The sequence below is a fragment of the Paludibacterium purpuratum genome (assembly GCF_004363805.1).
Lineage (GTDB): Bacteria > Pseudomonadota > Gammaproteobacteria > Burkholderiales > Chromobacteriaceae > Paludibacterium > Paludibacterium purpuratum.
Genome location: NZ_SNZP01000006.1, coordinates 230216 through 252919, shown reverse-complemented (window position 1 = coordinate 252919; position 22704 = coordinate 230216). Strand labels below are relative to the sequence as shown.

The following is a 22704-nucleotide window of genomic DNA, read 5'->3' as shown; positions in this document are numbered from 1 at the left end:
CTTATTGTCCGGCCAGCGGCGAGCCGGACTTGATGGCATTCAACATGCACTGCAAGCAGAACTGCTTGCCAGGGAAGACCGGCATCGGGTGCGGCAGGCTCGCTGGCCCATTCATTTCGTGAGATGCGCCCTTGATGCTGACCTTGCCCGGGCAGTGCACGTCGATATTGCCGCCGGCGAGCCGGATGTAGGCGCCGCCGCCGACGTTGAGCAGGATCTCCTGCTGCGCGGCGATGACGATGCGGTCTTTGGACGAGGTGATGGACACGTCCTGGCTGGCGGTCCATTCCATCTCGCCGTGCTGCGCCTGTGCTTCGACCTTGCCTTGGCTGGCGATCAGCTTGAGGCTGACGGCGTCCTTCACCCCGGCGACGAACAGGCTGATGTGCTCGCCGACGTTGGCGAGCCAGCGGCGGCCGGCCGTGTGGTTGAGGTCGCGCTGGGCGACCAGATCCAGGTTGGTGCCGGCGGCCAGCGTCTGGCTTTGTTCGGTCAGGCTGGCGATGCCGGCCGGGGCGCTCATGACCAGCAGTGGCTGTTGACCGGCGCCTTGCGCATTGGCGCCGGTGTTGGTGCCGGCCTCCCAGGCTTTCAGCGCTTCGCTCAGGTGCTGTTGATGGCCCTGATCGGTTTTGCTGCCCGGGCTGTTGTCCGGGTTGATCTGCTGCGGGCCGGTTTCCATGGTGTCGGCCAATTGCGCGGTGGCGACCTCGCCCAGGCTTTGGCTCAAGGCGAGCGCGGCGTCGAGTTGGCTCTGCGCGTGAGTGCGTGCCAGTTGATTGCCGGCGGCGCCTTGTTGCGCTTCAGTGGAAAGCAGCAGGCCGTGTGCGGCGCGTAGCGCACCGTGTTGGTCGGTTCTAAGTTCGAAGCCTTCACCGCGCGGTTCGGCTTTGCCGTCGGCTCTTGGGTGGGAGAGGAAACCCTGGTTGAGCTGGGTGGCGCCGTGCGTACTCGCCAACCGGGTGCGGACTTGGTTCGGTGTGTCGTCGAACAGCAGTTCGTTATGGCCCTGACCCTGATGTTCTTTGGATTTGATGCCGGACAGCGTCTTGTTGCCCGGGAGTGCGCCGCTGGCGGAGAAGGCCGGCGGGGTATGACTGCCGTTGTACAACACCCCGGTTACCACCGGGCGGTCGATGTCGCCTTCGATGAAGTCGATCAGCACTTCCTGGCCGATACGCGGGATGAACTGGTGGCCCCAGGCGGCACCAGCACTGGGCATGGCGACGCGTACCCAGCAGCTGGAGCGTTCGTCGAAATTGGCGCCGGCGTCCGGGTGTTCCTGGTTACGCGCCCAGTGGAATTGCACCTTGATACGGCCTTGCTCGTCGGTGTGCACTTCCTCGCCAGCCGGACCGACCACGGTGGCGGTCTGTGCGCCCAGTGAGGTCGGTTTGGCGTGTTCGGTGCCACTATAGGCCGGCGAGAGCGGCAAGCCTCTGGGCTGGGCATCGAACTGGCTGGTATAGGGTGTGCTGTCTGGTGGGGTACTCAGTTGCTGCTTGAGTGCCTCCGGTAGGTTGTTGCGCGCGCTGAAGGTTTGGCGGGTAACGATGAACTCGCGTTGTTCCGCAGGTAGACGGTCGTGGGTAGGGTGATCGTCGAGCCGGAACCAGTGCCCGGCGTGCAGCCCACGCGCGGTGCCGCTGCCTTGGAAACCCTGCGCCGCCAGGTCGTGTGCTTGCTGGCGCAATTGCGCGTAGCGGGTCAGGCCATCGGCGTCCGCGGCGTAGTACAGCGACTGTGGATCATAGCTCTCCAAGCTGCGCTCGGCCGGCTGGTCGGGGCGCTGGCTGCTGTCCATGCCCTGGCCGGTCTGCACCGCTTTGTAGTCGAAGCTGGCCAAACTCACTTGGCGGGTGCCGAGGTTCTGGCGTGCCTGCCACTCGGTCAGGCTGTCTTCGCTTTCGGTGGCATCGGCGCGCTGAAAACGCACGCGCTGTTGCGCCGACTGCGGCAGGGAATAGGGATCGTCGAATACCGTCAGTTGAATGTGGTCGTCGACGGTATGGAAGCGCCAGCCCAAGCCTTCTTCGGCCATCAAGCGGGTCAAGAACGCCAGATCGCTTTCGCGGTACTGGACGGTATAGCTACGAGGTGCGGCGGGGCGAGTCAGATCAAAGGCCAGCGTCTGCAGCCGGGCGAACACCGGGTTGTTGGCCTGATGTTCGGCGATGACCTGCTTGACGATGTCGGGCACCGACAGATCTTGGAATACCCGGCTGGTGCTTCGATGGCGTAGAAGGGCGAACGGTGGCTCTAACGTAAGCCGGTAGCGGCTAAAACCGCCGTCGCTACCAAGCGCTTGTGCCTGGGTCACCACTCCGGCGCGCACTACCTCTTCGCCGTTTTGATCCTGAATGGCCAATTTCGCCGACTGACCAAGCAAGTCCCTCAACGCCAGCTTAGCGTCGGGCGACAGGCAGTCGACGCTATAGCGATAGCTGTCGGACACCGCCTCCTGGCCGTCGGCGCTTTGCGGCAGGAGGACACCGTCCCATTGGCCGTCTTGGCCAATGTCCAAGGTCATTAGACGCTGCGTCTGGTCGAAGGCGGAGGCAAAGGCGGCGAGTAATGCGCTAGAGGCTATCATTTACAGTTTAATGATAAACGACTATTTAAAATGAAGTTGATAACTATAAATTATTGTTATGATGCGAGCAATGAGAACTGTCCTAAAGACCAGGGCCGGAATAAGGCGATAGTGTTCGCCCGATACCCGGCAACTCGCCCTTATATCTGTTAACACATGCACCACAATCCGGCACAGTCGGACCATTCCGGCTACACGTGTGCTCAGTATTCTGGGGTACTCAAAATACCAATGTGTACAGACCAAGATGCTGAGTGGGGAAAGCGATGGAGACGTGACGCACACAGCGGCCATGCAATGGTGGTCGGCGGTGCTGGCGCGGCATGTCGATGGCGATTTGGCCCAGGCGCGCACCCTATTGGCAGAGGGGCTGGCACAGGGCTTGAGTCATCCGCTGGCCTTGCCGTTGCAGCGCTGCTTGGCCGGCGAGGCACGCTACGACGACGATTTGCTGACCCTGCTGCGGGCAGGCCTGGTGATGGTGGCGCTGCCGCATGCCGAGGCGCAGACACGCCGCTTTCCGGACGAGGCAGCTGTTTGGAAGCTTGCCGGGTTGGTGGCACGCTCGGCCGGCCGGTTTGATGTGGCCGAGGGGTGTTGGCGCAGCGCGCTCACCTTGGCGCCGGCGGATGCGGAAGGGCACTTCAACCTGGCCAATCTGCTGCGCGACCGGGGAGAGGCGGCCGAGGCGCAACGGCAATATCACGCCGCGCTGTCGCTCGATCCGGATCATCTCCCCAGCCTGAATAATCTTGGACTATTGCTGGACGACCTGGGGCACGGCGCCGAGGCGGCGGATTGCTTGCGGCGCGCTTTGCGCCTGCACCCGGCGTTACCCGAGCTGCACAACAATCTTGGCCAGCATCTGGCGCGCCACGGCGATTGGGCGCAGGCACTGGCCTGTCATCTGCGGGCGATCCGTCTGCAGCCCTCTCTGACCTGGTCGCACGATTGCGCGGCCCTGGCGTGTTTGCAGCTGGGGCGGTTCGAGCCGGCGCGTCGACACTGGCGGCGGGCGTTGCGGCTCAGCCCGCGCGCGCGCGATATGTGGGTATCGCTGATCTCGCTGAGTTGCCGGCAGGGTAGATTGCCCGAGGCCCTGCAGACTTGCGATGAAGCCCTGGCGCATTGCGGTGGCGATCTGACGTTACGCGGGCGTCGGGCGGATGTGTTGTTTCAGTTGGGCCGGTTGGATATGGCCGAGTCGGCCTGGCGCGAACTGTTGGCGGAGGCGCCGGCTTTGGCGCCGGCCTGCCATGGGCTGGGGCTGACGCTGGTGGCGCAAGGCCGGCACGATCAGGCGCTACCGTGGCTGAACGCGGCGCTGATGCAGGGCGGCCCGAACGCGAACTTGTATAACGACTTGGGCACCAGTTATTTCGCACTCGACCGTCTGGCCGACGCGGAGGCGGCGTTGCGCCAAGGCTTGGCGCTCGATGCGGCGCATCCGCATCTGTCGGGTAACTTGGCCAATGTGCTGCGCGCCCGAGGAGACGACGTGGCGGCGGAGGCGTGTTATCGCCAAGCATTGCTACTGCGGCCGGATCATGCCGAAGCTTGTTGCAACCTGGCTTGCCTGATGCTGGAGTCGGGGCGGCGCGAGGAGGGCGAGCGCTGGATGAATCGGGCGCTACAGCTGGCGCCGGCGCATGCCGGCATTCTGGCCAGCGCGTTGCAGTATTTGCCTTATCGCCCCGGCGACCGGCGTTTCGCGGCGCTCGACCAGCTCTATCGTCAACGAGAAAAATTGGCGCCGCCGTTACGGGCGCGACTGGCTTTTGCCATGGGCCGGGCGCTCGAACAGTGCGAACAGTACGAGCGCGCCTTCGAAGCCTTTGCCGAAGGCAACCGCTTGCGCTCGCTGATGCAGCCCTGGGACGAGGCCGGCGAAGCGGCCCGGTTGGCGGAACTACGGACATTGCTGACGCCGGAGCGGTTGCAATCGTTCGCCGAATTGGCCTCGGTGGCGCCGACCGTGCCCGAGGACGGGCGCATGCCGATTTTCATTGTCGGTCTGCCGCGCTCGGGCTCCTCGCTGGTCGAGCAGATCTTGGTCAGCCAGGGCGAGGTGTTCGGCGCCGGCGAGCAGCGGCTGATGGGGCCGCTGCTCGAACAGGCGCTGCAGATTTTACGATCAGGGCCGGCCGATGCCGAGGCCCTGGCCGCGTTGCGCGCCTTGGGCCGGGATTACAAGGACCAGCTGTGGCGGCTTGCACCGCAGGCGCGCTGCATCGCCGACAAAATGCCGGGCAATGTGTTCTATCTGGGGCTGATTCATTTGATGCTGCCCGAGGCGCGTTTTGTGCATACCGTGCGCGATTTGCGCGATGTCTGCGTCTCCTGCTTTACCGTTTCCTTCCATGCCGGTCACGGCTATTGCGACGATTTGGCGATGCTGGGGCGGCATGTGCTGCGTTATCGCCAACAGCTAGAGTACTGGCGGGGCGTTTTGCCGGCCGGCCGGATACATGATGTGTGCTACGAAGATCTGGTGGCCGATCTGCCCGGTACGCTGGCGCCGTTGTTGGCCTATCTCGGTTTGGCTTGGAACGAGGCCTGCCTGCAGTTCCACCGCAGCGAACGTACGGTGCGCACCGCCAGCGCCATGCAGGTGCGGCAGCCGCTATACCGGAGCGCCGTTGGGCGTTGGCGTCATTATCAAGCGCAGTTGGCGCCGTTGTTGGCGATCTTGGCGCAGCGCGACTAGCCGATGTGAAAGCGCTGCTGCGGCAGCAGGCGCATCTCGTAGGCGACGCAGGGGTCGATCAAGGCCACTTGGCGTCGCCATTCGGTCTCCGGCGCCTGACGCCGGGCATTGAGAGTGTTGACGATCAATCCTTGCGGGTGGCTGTGCCAGGCGGTTGGCGGCTGAATGCGGTAGTGCGCGACCCGGCCGGCATCGTCGAGCGCGGCATAGTGCAGCAACAGTCCGCGCGCGGTATCGACGCGCGCGAGTACGCCTTCTGCGAACGGCGTCCAGTCGACCGCCAGTCGCGCGCCGTCCAGCCAGCGCGCCAACTGAATCAACCGCGCCAGCAGGCGCGCTCGCGGTAGTTGTCCATGATAGAGCAAGGGGGCCAGCGTCTCCGACTCGCGCGCCAGCGCGCCGACTTCGCACGGCATGCCGTGCCATTCCGGCGCGGGCGCGTCGAACCATTGCGGCGGCAGTTCGGCCAGCATGGCGGCGTTGAGTATCGGTAGCAGTAGGCAGCCGGTGTCGGCGCCACGCAAGTCGTCCAGCCAGCGCGCCACCGCGCAGCGATGCGCGCCCATCCAATCCAGCCAGCCGTTGAGCCCTAGTGCCAGCCATGTGGCCGGCGCCATGCCGAATACCCGTTCCTCGGCGAGTGCCGCGATCTCGGGCCAAGTCTGCGCTGCGCGCCACTGTGCCAGATATTGCTGTTCGGCCGGGGTGCCGTCGAAGGCCAGCGACCAGTCGAGCAGTACCTTGCGCAAGGTGTCGCGCGCGGCTTCCAGTGTCAGCGCTTCGAGCTCTTCCGCCGCCGCCTCGCGCGGATAACCCGCCGCGCCCGAGAGGGCGAGCCGCGCGGCGAGCCCTTGTGCTTGGCTGCACAAAGTAAACAGTTGTGGGATGAGCGGTAAGATCTGGACAGGCGGGAGGCCGATGAACAACTGTTCCGCCGCCATACGCTGCCATTGCACGCGGAAGCCCTGATCGGCGGTCAGTTCGATGGTGATCACGTCCGGTTTCATCGTGTGCCCTGGCCATGTCTGGCGTGTACGAACAGGAATACTGTCGCCAGTCTTTTTTAAGACAATGACATTAATTAAAGCTACTTAATTATAACTTCACCATAGGCCATAGGGGGAAAGAGCCGGTTCGAAAGGCCCAGTCCGGCCAGGAAGTGTGGCAAGGGCGGAACACCGGGCCGGCTGGCCGTCATATTTTGGCCACGATCAATACCCGTTCGGTACGATTGCCGTTTTGCACCGTGACCGTCAGCCGCCAGTCGCCGATCTCCACGCTGTCGCCTTTGCATGGGACGCGCTTGAGTCGATCCATCAGCAAGCCGGCCACCGAGTGGAAGTCCGAGTCCTCGACATTGCCCAGGTCGACGTGTTGCATCAGGGTGACCAGCTCCAGGCCGCCTTCCACGTCGAAGCTACCGTCTTCGTTAATGACCAGTGCCGGGCGCTCGTGTTGCTCGTATTCGTCGGGAAACTCGCCGGCGATGGCCTCCATCAAATCTTTCAGGGTGACGATGCCCACCAAGTTGCCGAACTCGTCGACCACGAAGGCCAGTTCGGCGGCATGCTGGCGGAAGCTTTCCAGTGCTTTGAGCACCGGCACGCTCTCCGGCAATACCAGCGGTTGGCGCAGTGCCGCCTCGATGTCAGGCAGCTGGCCATCGAGCAGCGGCCCCAGCAAGTCCTTGCGCGCCACCACGCCCAGCGGTTCGTCGATGGCGCCATCGCGGATCACCACCAGCCGCGAATGACGGCTGTCGCGCAGTGCTTGATGTTGTTGCGCGATAGGTTGTGCCAGATCCAGGCGCTGGATTTCGTTGCGCGGTGTGCAGATGGCGCGGATCGGCCGTTCGGCCAGGGTCAGCACGCTACGGATCATGGCTTTCTCGTTGGCCGCGAAAGCTTCTTGCTCCGGCGGTTCGATGCCGCCTGCGGTTGACTTAAGCTTGCTGCCCATCAGCGACAACACTGTGCTGGCGGTGCGTTCGCGCAGCGACTGGGTGCGGTTCAGATAACGGATGCGGTTGTTCTGTGCGATCTGGTTGAATGCCTCGATCAGCACCGAGAAGCCGATGGCGGCATACAAATAGCCTTTGGGAATGTGGAAGCCGAAGCCGTCGGCCACCAGGCTGAAGCCGATCATCAGCAAAAAGCCCAGGCACAGCATCACGACCGTCGGGTGGGCATTGACGAAGGCGGTCAGCGGGCGGCTGGCCGCCATCATCAGAATCATGGCGATCACCACGGCCACCATCATCACCGCCAAATGGTCGGACATGCCGATGGCGGTGATCACCGAGTCGATGGAGAACACCGCGTCGAGCACCAGGATCTGCGCCACGACCACGGCGAAGGCGGCATAGGCCTTCTGACCGTTGTGTTGTACCTCGAATTCGCCCTCCAGCCGTTCGTGTAATTCGCTGGTGCCCTTGAACAACAGGAATACGCCGCCGCCCAACATGATCAGGTCGCGACCGGCGAAGGATTGCCCCAAAACGGTGAATAGCGGCGTGGTCAGGGTAACGAGCCAGGAGACGCTGGCAAGTAGCCCCAGGCGCATGACCAGTGCCAGCGACAGACCGGTCAGGCGCGCACGGTCGCGTTGTTCTGCTGGGAGTTTGTCGGCCAGGATGGCCACGAAAATCAGGTTATCGATGCCCAGAACCACTTCGAGCACGACCAAGGTCAACAAACCCAACCAGGCGGCAGGGTCGGACAGCCAAGCGACGTCCATCATCTTTCAGTGCGATCCTCGTAGACGGATTTAGAGGCGCACTTTATCACTTTTTGCGGGAATATTTATGACGCGGATAAATCACCGGCCATTGGGGCGATCGACATAAAGACGGCGCGATGCAAGGACATCGCGCCGCAGACGGGAAACGAGCGCAGTGCCGGTTTCCCGGTACTGTCATTTTTGTCAGTGAACGCTAGCCGGATAGTTTTTGGCTACCCATTGTTCGAAGCTGCGGCACATCGCCGCGTCGCCATCGCGGTTGTCGGCAATGACTTCGGCGCCGTGCACCAGGCGGATGCTGGCGTCGAGATCCGCCGGGAAGACTGTCGGGTACTGCCGTGTCGCGGCGGCGGCGATCAGTTTCTCGGCATCGGCCCACGCCTCGTCGATGCTACGGGTGCAGGACTCGGCGAGGTAGCGCGGATTGAACGACTCGCCGGTCAGGCGCACCAGGGTGGCGTTGTGGTTGATGCTGTTGCCCGGACCCCAGTAGTGCTCGGCCAGTTTCGGGCCGATGGCCGGGTTGTCGGTCAGGAAGCCGTATTCGCGCTTGAAGTAGGCGCGGGTCTGGTAGACCGCCATATTGGCCAGTAGGTAGCCGTGGTAGGCGGCGGCCGATTCCTGGTTGAGCTGGTGCGGAATGGCCAACAGCGGCCGTGGGCTGACCGCGACGCCGAGGATGCGTTGCTCGGTGGCGCGCGCCAGTTCAAGGATCTTGCCCGGGGTCAGATCGCTGGCCGCCATGGCGTACAGGGCGCGTTCGAAGTAGCCGACCACGGCGAGCATGCGTTCGTTGAAGGCGGCGAACGGCTGGCTGGCCTCGATGCGGGTATAGATCAGTTGATCCGGAATGGTTTCGCCTTGGCTATTCTTAGCGTAGCGCTTCAGCCAGTCGGCATCGGACAGCATGCTGTCGCAGAACATGCTCTGGGTTTCGGCGTAAGCCATCGATGTCGGCGAGAACTCCTGCGAGAAGCAGGGCGCGTTCTGGGTGACGTTGGCGAAGTGCGCGGCGTGACCGCCCTCGTGGAACAGGGTGTTGATCGCGCGGATGCCGCTGCCCACCTGATCCGGTTTGGCGTCGGCGGTGAAGTTGATCTGGCCGGCGACCCACTGGCCATGGTCGAAGAAGCTCGGGATCGGGCCATGGCAGAAGCCGTTCTGGAACTTGCCGTCGCGTTCGACCAGGTCGAGCTGCATGGTGGCGCCGCGGTATTGGATGCCCAAACGGCGGAAGCTTTGCACCCAGCGTTCGACCGCTTTGGCAAACGGCAGATACGGGTCGAGCTGGCGGGTCACGTCGCCGCTCATGTGGAAGCGCAGGTTGTGACCCAATAGCGCGTTCTGGCCCTGGCGGCTGGCCAGATTCGCTAGCGCCTTGTGGTTGGCGTCGCGCGTGCGCGCTTCGAAGTCGTCGAGAATGGCGAACAAGGCCTCGGGCGACATCTGTTCGTTCTTGTTCACCTTGTAGTCGAAGTAGTCGCGGAAGCCCAGGCTGCGCGCCATTTGGTTGCGCTTGTTGACGATGTCGATGAAGCCGTTGTCGAGTACCCAGCGCTCCAGGCCGAGCAAGGCGTCGTGCGAGCTCTTGCGCGCCGCTTCGTCGCGGTTGGTGCCCAGGTTGGTGGTCAGCATGCTCAACGTGGCGTCTTCGTGCTGGCCGTTGTCGTTGATATGCTGCATTTTGTAGTCGCGACGCTTGGCAAACAGCGCCGACTCCAGCTCGATCAGTTCGGCCATCAAGGCGCGTGCCTCGGTGGTTTCGATGATGTTGCTGCGAAACAGTGCTTGCCAGCCGGTGAAGCCGTGAACCAAGGCGTCGCGCTCGGCATCTTGCGGCAGCGTCTGCAATTGTTCGAGCGCGCTGTCCACCGCCGCCAGGCGTTCGGGGCTGGAAACGAAATCCTTGAAGGCCGCTTCGGCGCGGGCAAAACCGGCATGGTCGTCGGAAACGGCCATATAGGTTTGCCAGAACAGGTCTTCCTTGGTCTTGTGTACCGCCAGATAGTCGCGGTTCAGGGTGTCGAAGGCGCTTCTCAGCGCGGCAAGCGTGGTCATGTGGAACATCTCCGTGTGGGTTCGGGCTTGTTTTTGATTTGCCCATGAGCGTGGAATGCTGAAATTCTACGGATGCATGCCGATGAATGAAAGCGTGCCGTTTGATTTACGACATAAAACCTTGCCAAAGTAGGCGATCGAGAAATAAATCTCTCTTTGAGCGATAACGGTGGTTTATGCGGTATTCGTCATGCACCTGGCCGAGTATCCAACGACAGGCTATCAAGATGGCATAAGTGTAGCATTGGAAGCGTGGCATACATGCTTCGTGCCCAAGGATAAAATAATCATGCTGAATTCACTGCGCATCGGCACACGCTTAGGGCTGGCCTTTGCATTGCTGCTGGCTCTCCTGGGGGCTGTCGCGGCGGTGTCGCTGTCGCGCCTCGACCGGCTGTTGACTGTGACGCAGTCTCTGGTGGATGTGCAGGTGCAGAAGCTCTACCTGGCGCATATGGCCGATCAGCATGCGCTGACCGCGGCCAACCAGTTGCTGATTTTGTTGCAAACGCCCGACCGCAATCGCCGGGTCGGTCTTTACCAGCAGATGGACGGCGAACTGGATGCGGCGGATCTGGCGGTTACCCGTCTCGACAAGGCGCTGAGCGAGCAGCCGTCGCCGCCGTCTGCTGCCGAGCAAGCGCAACTGGCTCGTCTCAAGGTGTTGCGCGGCCGCTATAACGACCGTTTTTATCAGACCGTCAACTTGATCGAACTGTCGGGCCCGGAGAAGGCTCGGCAACAGTTCGAGGTGTCGACGCGCCAGGCATTGTCCGCACTGTTGGACGAGACGCGGCTGTTGTCCGATACCCAGCAGCAATTGATGCGCGTCGAATTGTGGCAGCTGGACCAGGCCGAGCGCCAGGCTCGCACTTTGGTGGTGTCGCTGTCGGCCGGCGCGTTGTTGCTCGGCATGGTGTTGGCGTGGCGTATGTCGCGCAGTATTACCCGCCCGGTGAGCGAGGCGGTGGGGGTGGCGGAGGCGATCGCTCAGGGGGATCTGCACCGCCCGGTGCCGAGCGGCGGTCGCGACGAGGTGGGCAAGTTGCTGGGCGCGTTGCGCGTCATGCGCGATGCGATCTCCAGCCGCGAGGCGCGTATCTTGCGCTTGGCTTATGTCGACGACCTGACCGGGCTGCCTAACCGCACGCGCTTCGTCGAGGTTTTTCAGGCACAGCCCGCCGAAGCCCATGGCGCGGTGCTGGTGTTCGATATCGATCGGTTCGCACTGATCAACCATGCGCTTGGCCTGCAGGTGGGCGATCGCTTGCTGCGCGAAATCGGCCTGCGGCTGTCGTCTTTGCTGACGACACGCCAATTGATGGTGCGCTTATGGGCCGACCAGTTCGCGTTGCTGTTGCCGGATGCCGACCTGGCGGCGGCCCAGGCGCTGGGCGAGCGGATGATGGCGTTGCTGCGCACGCCGCAGGTACTCGATGGGCAACGGTTGGATGTGTCGGGCACGCTGGGTATTGCGCTGTTTCCGCAGGATGGACGCGATGCGCCGACCTTGTTGCGTCGCGCCGAATTGGCTGCGCGCGGCGCCAAGCGGCATCGTCTGCCCTGGTTGAGTTTCGCCGAGTCGGGGGCGGAACCTGCGCATGGCCAACTGTCGTTGATCGGCGAAATGCGCGAAGCCCTGGCGCGTGGCGAGTTCGTCTTGTTCTACCAGCCCAAGGTCGACTTGCAAGCCGGCCGCATGACCAGCGCCGAGGCCTTGCTGCGCTGGCGGCACCCTGAACGCGGCATGATCGCGCCGGGCTTGTTCATTCCGTTTGCCGAGCAGACCGGGTTCATCCGCGAGATCACGCCCTGGTTGCTCGATCAGGTGATGGGGCATGCCGCCGCCTGGCGGCGGGCGGGGAGTGCCGTGGTGCCGTCGGTCAATCTGTCGGCGCACGATCTGCTCAACCCCGGTCTGGCGGATCAGGTGGCCGAGTTGTTGCAGCGCCATGGCCTGACGCCCGACGCGCTATGCCTGGAAATCACCGAAAGCGCCTTGATGGAAGATCCGACGCTGGCACTGACGCTGTTGGATCGGCTGTCGGCGTTGGGGGTCAAGCTGTCGATCGACGACTACGGATCGGGTCAGGCGTCGCTCGGTTATCTGAAAACGCTGCCGGTCAACGAGTTGAAGATCGACCGGGTGTTTGTCGACGGGGTGGCCGACACGCCCAAGAATGCCGCCATCGTGCGTTCCACCATTTTGCTATGTCACGAGTTGGGCCTGAGCGTGGTGGCGGAGGGCGCGGAAACTGCCGCGGAGCTCGATTGGCTACGCGCAAACGGTTGCGATCTGGTGCAAGGTTACGTGTTGGCGCGCCCGATGCCGTTGGAACAATTTCTCGCCTGGCAGTCTCCGGTTGTATGATGAGCCTGTTTTCAAGCAAAGGAATCATCGTGTCCAAGGTATCGATCACTCCCCAAGTCTCCGTCAGCAATCAGGGCCCCTTTGTATTGTTTGGCGGCGTCAACGTGCTGGAGTCGCGCGAACTGGCGCTCAGGGCCGCCGAGGAATATGTGCGCGTCACGCAGAAACTGGGTATCCCGTACGTATTCAAGGGCAGTTTCGACAAGGCCAACCGCTCGTCGATCCACTCGTATCGCGGTCCGGGGTTGGAGGAGGGGTTGAAGATCCTGCAGGCGGTCAAGGACACCTTCGGCGTGCCGGTGATCACCGATATTCACGAGCCCTCGCAGGCGGCACCGGTGGCCGAGGTGGCCGATGTGCTGCAACTGCCGGCGTTCCTGGCGCGCCAGACCGATCTGGTGGTGGCCATGGCCAAGACCGGCCGGGTGATCAACATCAAGAAGCCGCAGTTTCTCAGCCCGTCGCAAGTAGCCAATATCGTGGAGAAATTCATCGAGGCCGGCAACGACCGCTTGATTCTGTGCGACCGCGGCACCTGCTTCGGCTACGACAACCTGGTGGTCGATATGTTGGGCTTCAGCGTCATGAAGCAGGTTAGCGACGATCTGCCGGTGATTTTCGATGTGACGCACGCCTTGCAAAAGCGCGAGTCCGGCGCGGCGGCTTCGGGCGGGCGGCGCGAACAGGTGGCGGAACTGGCGCGCGCCGGCATGGCGGTCGGCATTGCCGGGCTGTTCCTCGAATCGCACCCCGACCCGGATCAGGCCAAGTGCGACGGCCCCAGCGCCTTGCCGCTGGATCAGTTGGAACCCTTCCTGATGCAGATGAAAGCCATCGACCAACTGGTCAAGTCCTTCGCCCCGCTGAAGCTCTAGGGCCTCAGGCCGACGGCGGGGCGCAGATGCGCAAGAATCGGAATGCATTGCGCGCTCCGCCGGTACAGACTAAGAGCGTATTCACGCTCTAAAGCATCGAGCTTTGTCTGGAGAACGGCATGACTTCAACTTCTTTTGCCGAGTCCGCGCGCCATTACGACCAGGTGGCGCGCGCCATCGATTATCTGCAGGTGCACCGCGAGGCACAGCCGTCGCTCGAACAATTGGCGGGGGCACTGCATTTGAGTCCGTTTCATCTGCAGCGCTTGTTCGCCGAGTGGGCCGGCATCTCGCCCAAACGTTTCCTGCAATATCTGACCAAACAGTACGCGCTGGAGCAACTGGCGCGCGAGCGCGACGTATTGAGCGTGGCGCAGTCGGCCGGGCTGAGTAGCACCAGCCGCTTGCACGAACTGATGATCAGTTGCGAGGCGATGACGCCCGGCGAGATCAAGGCGGGTGGGCAGGGGGTGACGCTTGGCTGCGGTTTCGGCGCGTCGCCCTTCGGCCAGGTGCTATTGGCCTGGAACGATCGCGGCTTGTGCCATTTCGCTTTCTGTTGCGCCGACGAGACGGCCATGCTGGCCGAGCTGCGCGCACATTGGCCGCGCGCCGATTACCAACGCGACGACGCGCGAGCGGGCGAATGGCTGGCGCGCATTTTTCCGCGCACGCCGACGCGCGGTTCCTTGCATTTGCTGCTCAAGGGCACCAATTTCCAGATCAAGGTCTGGGAGGCGCTCCTCTCGATCGCACCGGGCGAGATGGTCTCCTACGGCGAACTGGCGGTGCGTGCCGGCGCCCCCAAGGCGCAGCGGGCCATCGGTAGCGCACTGGCTGCCAACGCCATCGGTTTCCTGATTCCCTGCCATCGGGTGATCCGGGCCTCGGGCGAGGTCGGCCAATATCGCTGGGGCAGCGAGCGCAAGCGTGCGATGCTGGCTTGGGAAGCGGCGCGCGCGGCGCCGGCAGTGCGTTAACCCGGCTTGCCGTCGATCCTTGGTCGGTTGAGGATCGGCGCGAAGCGCCATACGAACAACGCAAAAGCCAGAATCCAGCAGGCTGCCGCGGCCCACAACCAGTCGCGATAGCTGCCGGGTAGCGGCAGCAGCCAGAAGGCGACGCGCAACGGTACCGCCAGCATCAACGCGGCAAAGGTCAGTGTCTCAAGTTTTCCGGTCGCCAGGGCATGCCCGGTGTGGCCGAGCGCCGAGCGCACCATCATGCCCAGCGTCAAACCGCCCAGCACGCCAATCCCCAGCACATGCTCCATCACCAGCCAAGGCAACCGGCCAAGCGCGGCCGGCACGGCCAGCAAGAGTGCGCAGGGCAGCGCCAGATAGCTTAGGTGCAGAATCCACAGTATGGGCTTGCGCCAGGTTGCCAGCGGCGCCCAGCCCCAGCCGCGCCAGAAATGCAAGCCCGCGACGATGAGATTGGCCGGAACCAGAATGGCTGCGCTCAACGGGAACAGATCGGCCAGCAGGACTGCCATGGTCAGCGGGGCGATGTAGCGTTCGAGTCTGTCGTTGCGGTATTGCTTGATCGGCGCCACGGCGTTGCGGGTGAACAGCGGGTGCAGGCGGCCGGCCATGATGACCGTCAAGGTGACCAGCAACATCATGGCCGCGCGTAGCGGCAGCAGCGGGTCGAACGCCAGCTGTCCGGCAAGGGCCAGGTAGAACAGCAGGTTGAGCGTGGCGAGCGCCAGCAGCAGCCAGGGAACGAAGGCATTGCGCCGTTGCTCGGCGTGGCGCAGCCGGCGATGAACCACCCAGGCGAGGCAGGGCAGGAAGGCCAGGTCGAGCGGGATCGACAGCACCGTCGGCGCCAGCGGCAGCATCAGGCGCGCAGCGAGCCACAGCAGGCAAAGCCCTGCCAGCGGCCAGCCCGTGGGCGTGGGACGCCCGGTCCAATTGCGCACGGCGGTGAGCAGAAAGCCGGCCACCACCGCGACGGTGTAACCGTAGAGCATTTCGTGCACATGCCAGGCGAGGCCGGCTAAGCCGCGAGTTTGTGGCAGCCAGCCACCGTACTCGGCCAGCCAAACGGGGACGACCGCGAAGGCGCACAGCGCTGCCAGCAGATAAAACGGGCGGAAACCCAAGCGCCAGAGCGCCCAACGGCTACCGGTCGGTTGCGGATGAAGGCCTTCGATCTGGATGAGCGCCATGGTTGCCGGTCCCGAGAATTAAAGATATATAAATAATACATCTTTATGTTTCCAGTGTCAGAAAAAAACGCGGAATCGAAAAAGACTGCCTTCGTATGAAGGTGTTATTCTGACACTATGTCGCCGCTATTCTGAGCGCGGCGCCAAACGCAATGGAAACTCCCGCAATGAGCAAAAGCATCATCTCCGATATGGACGGCGTGATCTACCGGGGCAAGCAATTGATTCCCGGCGCGCGCGACTTCGTCACCCGCTTGGTCGACAGCCAGACCCCATTCCTGTTTCTGACCAATAACGCCGAGCAGACGCCGCTGGACTTGAAGCTCAAGCTGGAAGGCTTGGGCATCGGCGGCCTGACCGAAGATAACTTCATCACCAGCGCCATGGCGACCGCCATGTTTCTCAAGAGCCAGACGCGCAAGACGCAGCCGACGGCTTATGTGGTCGGCGGCGGCGGTTTGATCAACGAACTCTACAACGTCGGCTTTTCGATTTCCGAGTCGCACCCGGATTACGTGGTGGTGGCCAAGTCAAAGACCTTCAGCTTCGAGCAGATCAAGAAGGCGGTACGCTTCATCGATCAGGGGGCCAAGTTCATCGGCACCAACCCGGACATGATCGACCCGGTGGAGGGCGGCTACGAGCCGGCGGCCGGCACGCTTTTGGCGGCGATCTCCGCCGCAACCGGCAAGAAACCCTACATCGTCGGCAAACCCAATTCGCTGATGATGTTGCTGGCCACCCGCAAACTTGGGGTACATCCGGAAGACGCGGTGATGATCGGCGACCGCATGGATACCGATATCGTCGGTGGGCTGGAGGCCGGCATGTGCACGGCGCTGGTGTTGTCCGGCGTGTCGACGCGCGAGTCGGTCGAGCACTTCCCTTATCAGCCGGACTATATCTTCGACAGCGTGGCGGATATCGATCCCGCCGCACTGTAAAAGCAGCAAGGCGGCCTGGGGCCGGCCGCCATTGGCTCGCAATCGAATGTCGTATGGACTACCAACTTGTCGGCAGCTTGCGCCGGATATGAAACACTCGGAGGATTTGTACTACGTCGCCTTTGACTCGGTAGGGGATGAGGTACGGGGTGCCATCGACGACCAACTCGCGCGTGCCAGGCACTCGCCCGGGTCTGCCCTGTGCCGGGAATGTCATGAGGTTGTTGGTTGACTCGCGTATCGCTTTGGTCAAGCTGCGCGCAGCGCTTGGGTTCTCTGCTGCGATGTGGTCGACTTCTTTCGCTAAATTTCTGATTGCCTGCTTCAGCCATCTAACCTGCATCAAGCACCCCAGCGCTCAAAGAAAGCATTGACCTCCGCATCCTCCGCGAATTCCCCTGCATCAGCCTCTGTGATGGCCGCCTGAATCTCTTGAATCTGCCATGCCTCTCGCGCTAGATAATCGCCAATGGCTTGGCTAATCAAGAAAGACTTCTTACGGCCGGTCGCGACCGCCAACGCCTCAAGTTGTTGCGTGGCTTCATCGGTTAACCGGACAGACATCACGGACATGACCATCTCCTTTGTATACGATGTATACAATTACATCTAACGACTACATTGTAACTTTAGTATACGTTAGTCAATGGAGAATGGCACAGGAAAGCGCCGAATGGACGAATGATGGCGACGAACTTTCAACAGACTTAACGGCCCGGGACATCCCGGGCCGTTTGACGTGTGGCGTGCTCAGCCGCGCAGGCGTTGAGCAATGCCGGCGACGCGCGCGCCGTACTTGACCGCGGTCTGCAGGTCGCCGCTCGACATCTCTTCCGTGCTGGCGTCCGCCGGCGTTTGCACCAACACCCCGGCCGAGCCGCCGAGGTTGTTTTCGTCCTGGCGCGTTGCCGCCTTGGTGTTGGCCGGAGCCTGGCCCAGGCTGACCCAGATGCCGCCGTGCTGCGCCGCCAGGGTTTGCAGCCAGATCATGGTGATCTGCTTGTCGCCGTTGAGACTGGCGCTGTTGGTGAAGCCGCCGAAGACCTTGTCTTGCCAATTGCGGGTGAACCAGGCCTTCGAGGAGGCGTCGGCGAATTTCTTGAACTGCCAGGGCACCGAGCCCATATAGGTCGGCGCGCCGAAAATGATGGCATCGGCGGCGGCCAGTTCGTCCCAGGCCGCTTCGGGTACATTGCCTTCGGCATCGATGGCGATCAGGTTGGCGTGCGCACCTTCGGCCACGGCTTCGGCGACGCGGCGGGTGTGGCCGTAGCCCGAGAAATAGACCACAACGTTTTTGCTCATGCGTTCTCTCCAGAATGGTGATGCCGTAGCCCATGCCACAGCCTGACGCACATGGTATATTTAACATACCAGGTAGCCAAGAAGGCACCTATAGCTAACTTAGTTACTTTAAGGAAACCACTGCCATGATGGAAACCGCAACGCGCTGTCAGGCGTATAACGTATTCAGCCAGGCATGCCCGACCCGTATGGTGCTCGATCGGCTGGCCGATAAATGGTCGCTACTGATCATGGATCGCCTGCGCGACGAACCGGTGCGGTTCAACCAGCTGCGGCGCGATGTGGAAGGGATTTCGCAGAAGGTGTTGTCGCAGACCCTCAAGAAGCTGGAGCGCGATGGCTTGGTGACCCGGCAGGTGTTCGCCACCGTGCCGGTGACGGTCGAGTATGCGTTGACCGCCTTGGGGCACACACTGTCGAACACCATCGAATCGCTGGCGCACTGGGCCGAGCATAATATCGATTCGGTATTGGCGGCTCAGCGCGAGTACGACGCAGTGAATGCCTGATGCTAGAAACGGGTGGTGAGCAAGATCAGCCATGCTGGCGTGCGTTCGAGCAGCCAACCTTCCACCTGGCGATCCGCGCCGCTGAGAATCGACAACGATACCGCTATCAGGATAACGCCCAGGAAGATTCGGCCGACTCGACCGATTCGCAGCAAGGTGTCGCGCCGCTGTCGCATCCACTTGCCCGACAGCAGGGCCAGCAGCAGGATCGGCAGGGTTGCCCCCAGGCTGAATAGTCCCATCAACAACGCCACCTGCGGCAACTGGCGGCCCTGTCCGGCCAGTACGATGGCGGCGCCGAGCGTCGGGCCGACGCAGGGGCTCCACACCATGCCGAGCAGCAAGCCGACGACGAACTGTCCCCGTAGGCCGTCCAACCGCCAACGATCGAGTAATCGATGGCCGAAATCGGCCAGGCCCGTGGTGGCGCTGGCAACACGCCGCGCCAGGCCGGCCGACAACAATATCAAACCGAACACGCCCAATAGTCCGGCCGCCAGTTGGCGCGTTGCTGCGCTATCGAGCGGCAAACTGCTGCCTGCCTGGGCCAATAGTGTGCCGACCATCACGTAAGACAATGCCAAGCCCAAGGCCAGGGCCAACGGCGCACGCCGATGGGCCGCAAGCGCCGAGCCGATCAGCACGGGCAGGAGCGGCAGTACGCAAGGGGACAGCGTGGTGAGCAGGCCGGCGAGAAAACCCGCGCCATAGCGTGCCAGCGTGAAGTCCATGGTTCGCGACCCTAGCGCAAGGTCGCCTTGACGAGTTGTTCGATACCGGCCGACGTGGTGTCGCCGACCGTGCGCACGACCTCATGCCGGCCCTTGAAAGCGATCAGGGTGCTTTGCATGTCGACGTGGTAACGCGCCAGCAACGGTTTGTCGGTATCGAAATCGATCTGCAGCAAGGTGACCTCGCGGTAGGCCGGCTGTTGCATCAGTTGAGCGAGAATCGGTTTTTGTACTTTGCAGGTCGGGCACCAACTGGCATGAATAGCCAGCACCACCGGTCGGCCTTGTGCGCTGAGCTGGTCGAATTGCTGCTGGCTGTAGGGTTTGATGTCCCCGGCGCGCGCGAGCGCCATGACGGTTGCGAGCGTAACCAAGATAACGAAGCGGCATAGGTTCATGGCGATACCTCCACGGGGGGCGATAGTCGGGAGATGGGGCGTTTGGCGGAGGCCGATGTTTTACTTTAGTCGCTGTCGGCGATCGGTGCCAAATGCTTTGCCGGCTAGGGGATTGCCATGGCATCGTTGTGCGGTGCAACCAAAATGACGCGATGCGCCATCATGGTTGCTCAAGGCAAGGATGGGGGCTGAAACGGCCGTGCTATGACGCTGCCAGTGCCCGTGCGCTATCTAGTACGATCTGCTTGGCTTCGGCTTTGCGCTTGCCGCTGCGATAAGCCATCATCACCTCCCACTGCCATTCGGGCAGCTCCGGGATCTGCAGTTTGACCAGGCTGCCTTTCTGCAGATCGAAGCGTACCGACAATTCCGGCAAAAACGAAAGAAAGCCATGGCTGAGCGCCAGGTCGCGCGCCGCCGAGGCGGGCTGGATGGCGTGGATGGCACTGCGGTGCTGCCGCACCAGCCAGATGCGCCGGATCAGTTCTTCGCAGCCGCTGCCCCAGAACTGCGGCGCGATACGGTAGTCGGCGACCGCTTTGAGCGTCAGCGGTTGCGGTGCGCGTGCCAGCGGGTGATCGGCCGCCACCACCGGCACGATGGCCGAGCGCCAGAGCGGCTCCACTTGTACGCCGGCGATCGCCGGACACTTCAGCACGAAACCGACATCGATTTCCCCCGTCAGCACGGCCTGCATGATTTGCGGCGAATGGTCGGTATGGCAGCGGATTTCGAACGGCGCGTCGGCCAGCCGCAACAGTAGCGGGCCGAACACCGGGGTGGTCAGCGACGGCAGGCAGGATAGATGGACACGCGGTAACGGCGGCGCCGCCAACAGTGCCTCCTGCCCCTGTTGGAATGCCTGCACCGCTTGGCGCGCAGACACCAGGAACACTTCGCAAGCCGCGGTGGCCACCGCGCCGCGTCGATGGCGGCGAAACAGCGCTTGTCCCAATTCGGTTTCCAGCACGGCGATGCGCTGGCTGACCTGCGGCTGCGACCAACCGCGGCGTGCCGCTGCCTGGCTGAAGCTGCCAAGCTCGGCCACGTCGATCAACAACGCCAGATCCGCTAACGAAATAGACATTACGATTCCTGATATTAACTATTCCAAGAAATCGGATTACATAATAACTAATGCCATCCATATAATGCTACTGATTATTTATTAATGATTCCGCACAGGGAGACGCGATCGTGTCGTCAGCCGGGCAGGCCCGTCGCCGGGGCAAGTGGTTTATTTTGCTGGACAGCCTGTTGGTATTGCTCGGCTTCTACATGGTGGTGCCGATGGTCAGCCTGCACTTTGTCGACGGGCTGGGCTGGGCGGCCGCCAGCGTTGGCCTGGCGCTGGGGGCGCGTCAGTTGACCCAGCAGGGCTTGGGCCTATTCGGCGGCGCGCTGGCCGACCGCTTTGGCGCCAAACCGCTGATCGTCAGCGGCATGCTGTTGCGTGCGGTCGGTTTCGGCGTGATGGCGGTGGCGCGGGCGCCGTGGGTGCTGGTGTTGTCCTGTGTACTCGCCGGGTTGGGCGGGGTGCTGTTCGATCCGCCGCGTAGCGCACTGGTGGTGAAGCTGGTTCGCGCTCGCGAGCGCGCGCGTTTCTATTCGATCCTGATGGTGCAGGAGAGTGCCGGCGCGGTGTTGGGCGCTTTGCTCGGCTCCTGGTTGTTGCGTTTCGATTTTCGCTGGGTGGCGTTGTTCGGCATGGGGGTGTTCATGTTGGTTGCCCTGGTCAACAGCCTGCTGCTACCGGCCTACCGGGTGGCGAGCACGCGCGATGCGGCACCGATGGCCTCGATGCGCCGGGTGCTGGCCGACCGCCGTTTTATGCGTTTCGTGCTGGCCTTGAGCGGTTATTACGTTTTGTGTGTCCAGGTGCTGCTGCTGATGCCGGTATTGATGATGAAGCTGACCGGCAGTACGTCGGCGGTGAGCTGGATGTTCATGCTGGAAGCCGGCTTGTCGCTGTGCCTGCTGTATCCGCTGGCGAGCCTTGGGGAGCGTTATCTGCAACGGGGTACGCGCATCCTGATCGGCCTGGCGTTGATGATCGCCGGTCTGGGGTTCATGGCGTTGGTGCATCGTGCGCTACCGGCCTTCTTGGCGCTGGGATTGTTGTACCTCGGCACGTTGATCGTCGAGCCGGCGCGCGAAGCCTACGTGGCGACTTTGGCCAACCCGCAGGCGCGCGCCAGTTACATGGGGGCGAGTAGGTTGGGTCTCGCCTTGGGCGGTGCGATCGGTTACACCGGCGGCGGCTGGCTATACGACCAAGGGGTGCGCCTGACGCAACCTTGGCTGCCGTGGGCCACGCTGGCGCTGATCGGCGCCCTGACCTGGTGGGCGCTGTACCGGCAATTCTTCGGCGCGGCGCGCATGGTCGCCAGCGGGGCGGCGGCACGCGCCGGGGCTGTCTAGAGGGTGATTGTGCCGCGCAGGTATTCCACTGCGTGGCCCGACACCAGCACCCGGTCGCCTTCCAACGCGCAGTGCAAAATCCCGCCGCGCGCCGATAGTTGCCGCGCCACCAACTGGGTTTTGCCTAGCCGTTCGGCCCAAAATGGCGCCAGTGCGGCATGGATGGAGCCGGTGACCGGGTCTTCGACGCCGCCGTTGGCTGGCCAGAAATAACGTGAAACGAAGTCGCTTTCCTTGCCCGGCGCGGTAATTGCCACGTCGTAGGGCGCCAGCGTTTTTAGCGGGTCTTGCTGGATCGTGATGCGGCGGATGGCCTCCTCGTCATCGTACAGTGCGATGTAAGCCTGGACGTTGCGGAACACCGCGCTTGGCGGTTCGGACAGCCCGGCGAGCAGCGCGGGCGGGATGGTCTCGACCGCGTGGGATGCGCGATTGGGAAAGGCCATCTGCATGGCGCCGTCCGGCTGGCGGCACACCCGCAGTTCGCCCACCGCCTCGGCCCAAAAGGACAACTGTGTCCACGATGGATTCGACTGAAATAACAGGTAGGCGGAAGCCAGGGTGGCATGGCCGCAGAAATCGATCTCGGTGAGTGGCGAAAACCAGCGAATCGCAATCTTCTCTTGTGTGCCGGTCAGAAAAAACGCAGTCTCCGACAAGTTGTTCTCGGCGGCGATGGCTTGCATGGTTGCCTCTGGCAGCCATTCCGTCAGCGGCACGACCGCGGCGGTGTTGCCGCGAAACGGCACCTTGGTGAAGGCGTCGATGTAGCAAATATTCAATTGCATCGCAGTGGGGTTCGGTTATTTATCTGTCATGGGTTTATCATTGCCACTCCCGGGTTGTCAATCCGGGTTCGTGTCCGAATACAAGGAGATAG

At 62.7% G+C, this 22704-nt stretch carries 19 protein-coding genes; 7 read left to right on the top strand and 12 right to left on the bottom strand.

Annotated features, from left to right (window positions below):
- Window position 1: 1 nt before the first annotated feature.
- Entirely contained in the window at window positions 2-2593 is a 2592-nt protein-coding gene (locus DFP86_RS09410; RefSeq protein ID WP_243729350.1) for a type VI secretion system Vgr family protein, read from the bottom strand.
- Between the two features lie 274 nt (window positions 2594-2867).
- On the opposite strand from DFP86_RS09410, the gene DFP86_RS09405 reads away from it, so the two are divergent.
- Window positions 2868-5300, top strand: a complete 2433-nt coding sequence (locus tag DFP86_RS09405) for a tetratricopeptide repeat-containing sulfotransferase family protein (RefSeq protein ID WP_166642217.1) — start codon at window positions 2868-2870, stop codon at window positions 5298-5300.
- Here the strand turns inward: DFP86_RS09405 and DFP86_RS09400 are convergent.
- The 3 genes from DFP86_RS09400 to DFP86_RS09390 form a co-directional block, all read right to left on the bottom strand.
- Window positions 5297-6307 carry a hypothetical protein gene (locus DFP86_RS09400; protein ID WP_133680484.1) on the bottom strand — a complete coding sequence of 337 codons (1011 nt, stop codon included), beginning with the start codon at window positions 6305-6307 and terminating at the stop codon, window positions 5297-5299. The two genes, DFP86_RS09405 and DFP86_RS09400, sit on opposite strands and share 4 nt — an antisense overlap.
- 187 nt (window positions 6308-6494) lie before the next feature.
- Window positions 6495-8036 (bottom strand): TerC family protein, encoded by a 1542-nt coding sequence (locus DFP86_RS09395; RefSeq protein WP_133680524.1) that lies wholly within the window; start codon window positions 8034-8036, stop codon window positions 6495-6497.
- Window positions 8037-8222: 186 nt separating this feature from the next.
- Window positions 8223-10097 (bottom strand): M3 family metallopeptidase, encoded by a 1875-nt coding sequence (locus tag DFP86_RS09390; protein WP_133680482.1) that lies wholly within the window; start codon window positions 10095-10097, stop codon window positions 8223-8225.
- A gap of 289 nt (window positions 10098-10386) precedes the next feature.
- On the opposite strand from DFP86_RS09390, the gene DFP86_RS09385 reads away from it, so the two are divergent.
- The 3 genes from DFP86_RS09385 (at window position 10387) to DFP86_RS09375 (ending at window position 14323) form a co-directional block, all read left to right on the top strand.
- Window positions 10387-12468, top strand: coding sequence for a putative bifunctional diguanylate cyclase/phosphodiesterase (locus tag DFP86_RS09385; RefSeq protein ID WP_166642216.1), 2082 nt, complete (start codon window positions 10387-10389; stop codon window positions 12466-12468).
- On the top strand, window positions 12468-13343 hold the full coding sequence (kdsA, locus tag DFP86_RS09380) for a 3-deoxy-8-phosphooctulonate synthase (RefSeq protein ID WP_133680478.1): 876 nt from the start codon (window positions 12468-12470) through the stop codon (window positions 13341-13343). The genes DFP86_RS09385 and kdsA overlap by 1 nt, the downstream gene beginning before the upstream one ends.
- Before the next feature lie 119 nt (window positions 13344-13462).
- On the top strand, window positions 13463-14323 hold the full coding sequence (locus DFP86_RS09375) for a methylated-DNA--[protein]-cysteine S-methyltransferase (RefSeq protein ID WP_133680476.1): 861 nt from the start codon (window positions 13463-13465) through the stop codon (window positions 14321-14323).
- Here the strand turns inward: DFP86_RS09375 and DFP86_RS09370 are convergent.
- Window positions 14320-15516: an NnrS family protein gene (locus DFP86_RS09370; protein ID WP_133680474.1), complete on the bottom strand. Its 1197-nt coding sequence runs from the start codon at window positions 15514-15516 to the stop codon at window positions 14320-14322. The genes DFP86_RS09375 and DFP86_RS09370 overlap by 4 nt on opposite strands.
- A gap of 167 nt (window positions 15517-15683) precedes the next feature.
- Between DFP86_RS09370 and DFP86_RS09365 the strand changes: the two genes are divergently transcribed.
- Window positions 15684-16460, top strand: coding sequence for an HAD-IIA family hydrolase (locus DFP86_RS09365; RefSeq protein WP_133680472.1), 777 nt, complete (start codon window positions 15684-15686; stop codon window positions 16458-16460).
- A gap of 58 nt (window positions 16461-16518) precedes the next feature.
- Here DFP86_RS09365 and DFP86_RS19830 read toward each other — a convergent pair whose 3' ends face one another.
- The 3 genes from DFP86_RS19830 to DFP86_RS09350 form a co-directional block, all read right to left on the bottom strand.
- Entirely contained in the window at window positions 16519-16803 is a 285-nt protein-coding gene (locus DFP86_RS19830) for a type II toxin-antitoxin system RelE/ParE family toxin (protein ID WP_133680470.1), read from the bottom strand.
- Window positions 16803-17033 (bottom strand): CopG family ribbon-helix-helix protein, encoded by a 231-nt coding sequence (locus DFP86_RS09355; protein ID WP_133680468.1) that lies wholly within the window; start codon window positions 17031-17033, stop codon window positions 16803-16805. Before DFP86_RS09355 ends, DFP86_RS19830 begins: the two co-directional genes overlap by 1 nt.
- A gap of 177 nt (window positions 17034-17210) precedes the next feature.
- Entirely contained in the window at window positions 17211-17765 is a 555-nt protein-coding gene (locus DFP86_RS09350) for a flavodoxin family protein (protein ID WP_133680466.1), read from the bottom strand.
- A 125-nt stretch (window positions 17766-17890) separates the two neighbouring features.
- Here DFP86_RS09350 and DFP86_RS09345 point away from each other — a divergent pair, with 125 nt between their 5' ends.
- Window positions 17891-18274 (top strand): winged helix-turn-helix transcriptional regulator, encoded by a 384-nt coding sequence (locus DFP86_RS09345; protein ID WP_208108281.1) that lies wholly within the window; start codon window positions 17891-17893, stop codon window positions 18272-18274.
- A 2-nt stretch (window positions 18275-18276) separates the two neighbouring features.
- Here DFP86_RS09345 and DFP86_RS09340 read toward each other — a convergent pair whose 3' ends face one another.
- From DFP86_RS09340 to DFP86_RS09330, 3 genes are all read right to left on the bottom strand, one after another.
- The gene (locus DFP86_RS09340) at window positions 18277-19005 is read right to left on the bottom strand and encodes a cytochrome c biogenesis CcdA family protein (protein WP_133680464.1); all 729 of its coding nucleotides are present in this window, start codon (window positions 19003-19005) and stop codon (window positions 18277-18279) included.
- Window positions 19006-19016: 11 nt separating this feature from the next.
- Window positions 19017-19403: a thioredoxin family protein gene (locus DFP86_RS09335; protein WP_133680462.1), complete on the bottom strand. Its 387-nt coding sequence runs from the start codon at window positions 19401-19403 to the stop codon at window positions 19017-19019.
- A 202-nt stretch (window positions 19404-19605) separates the two neighbouring features.
- A complete protein-coding gene (locus DFP86_RS09330) occupies window positions 19606-20490 on the bottom strand; it encodes a LysR family transcriptional regulator (protein WP_133680460.1) in 885 nt (294 codons plus the stop codon).
- A gap of 110 nt (window positions 20491-20600) precedes the next feature.
- Between DFP86_RS09330 and mdtH the strand changes: the two genes are divergently transcribed.
- A complete protein-coding gene (mdtH, locus tag DFP86_RS09325) occupies window positions 20601-21824 on the top strand; it encodes a multidrug efflux MFS transporter MdtH (RefSeq protein WP_133680458.1) in 1224 nt (407 codons plus the stop codon).
- Here the strand turns inward: mdtH and DFP86_RS09320 are convergent.
- A complete protein-coding gene (locus DFP86_RS09320; protein ID WP_133680456.1) occupies window positions 21821-22612 on the bottom strand; it encodes a PhzF family phenazine biosynthesis protein in 792 nt (263 codons plus the stop codon). The two genes, mdtH and DFP86_RS09320, sit on opposite strands and share 4 nt — an antisense overlap.
- Between the last annotated feature and the right edge of the window lie 92 nt (window positions 22613-22704).

Bases quoted from the DNA above. Each gene is read 5' to 3' on its own strand.
- DFP86_RS09410 (WP_243729350.1), bottom strand. From the start codon at position 2,593: ATGATAGCCTCTAGCGCATTACTCGCCGCCTTTGCCTCCGCCTTCGAC.
- DFP86_RS09400 (WP_133680484.1), bottom strand. From the start codon at position 6,307: ATGAAACCGGACGTGATCACCATCGAACTGACCGCCGATCAGGGCTTC.
- DFP86_RS09395 (WP_133680524.1), bottom strand. From the start codon at position 8,036: ATGGACGTCGCTTGGCTGTCCGACCCTGCCGCCTGGTTGGGTTTGTTG.
- DFP86_RS09390 (WP_133680482.1), bottom strand. From the start codon at position 10,097: ATGACCACGCTTGCCGCGCTGAGAAGCGCCTTCGACACCCTGAACCGC.
- DFP86_RS09385 (WP_166642216.1), top strand. From the start codon at position 10,387: ATGCTGAATTCACTGCGCATCGGCACACGCTTAGGGCTGGCCTTTGCA.
- kdsA (WP_133680478.1), top strand. From the start codon at position 12,468: ATGAGCCTGTTTTCAAGCAAAGGAATCATCGTGTCCAAGGTATCGATC.
- DFP86_RS09375 (WP_133680476.1), top strand. From the start codon at position 13,463: ATGACTTCAACTTCTTTTGCCGAGTCCGCGCGCCATTACGACCAGGTG.
- DFP86_RS09370 (WP_133680474.1), bottom strand. From the start codon at position 15,516: ATGGCGCTCATCCAGATCGAAGGCCTTCATCCGCAACCGACCGGTAGC.
- DFP86_RS09365 (WP_133680472.1), top strand. From the start codon at position 15,684: ATGAGCAAAAGCATCATCTCCGATATGGACGGCGTGATCTACCGGGGC.
- DFP86_RS19830 (WP_133680470.1), bottom strand. From the start codon at position 16,803: ATGCAGGTTAGATGGCTGAAGCAGGCAATCAGAAATTTAGCGAAAGAA.
- DFP86_RS09355 (WP_133680468.1), bottom strand. From the start codon at position 17,033: ATGTCCGTGATGTCTGTCCGGTTAACCGATGAAGCCACGCAACAACTT.
- DFP86_RS09350 (WP_133680466.1), bottom strand. From the start codon at position 17,765: ATGAGCAAAAACGTTGTGGTCTATTTCTCGGGCTACGGCCACACCCGC.
- DFP86_RS09345 (WP_208108281.1), top strand. From the start codon at position 17,891: ATGATGGAAACCGCAACGCGCTGTCAGGCGTATAACGTATTCAGCCAG.
- DFP86_RS09340 (WP_133680464.1), bottom strand. From the start codon at position 19,005: ATGGACTTCACGCTGGCACGCTATGGCGCGGGTTTTCTCGCCGGCCTG.
- DFP86_RS09335 (WP_133680462.1), bottom strand. From the start codon at position 19,403: ATGAACCTATGCCGCTTCGTTATCTTGGTTACGCTCGCAACCGTCATG.
- DFP86_RS09330 (WP_133680460.1), bottom strand. From the start codon at position 20,490: ATGTCTATTTCGTTAGCGGATCTGGCGTTGTTGATCGACGTGGCCGAG.
- DFP86_RS09320 (WP_133680456.1), bottom strand. From the start codon at position 22,612: ATGCAATTGAATATTTGCTACATCGACGCCTTCACCAAGGTGCCGTTT.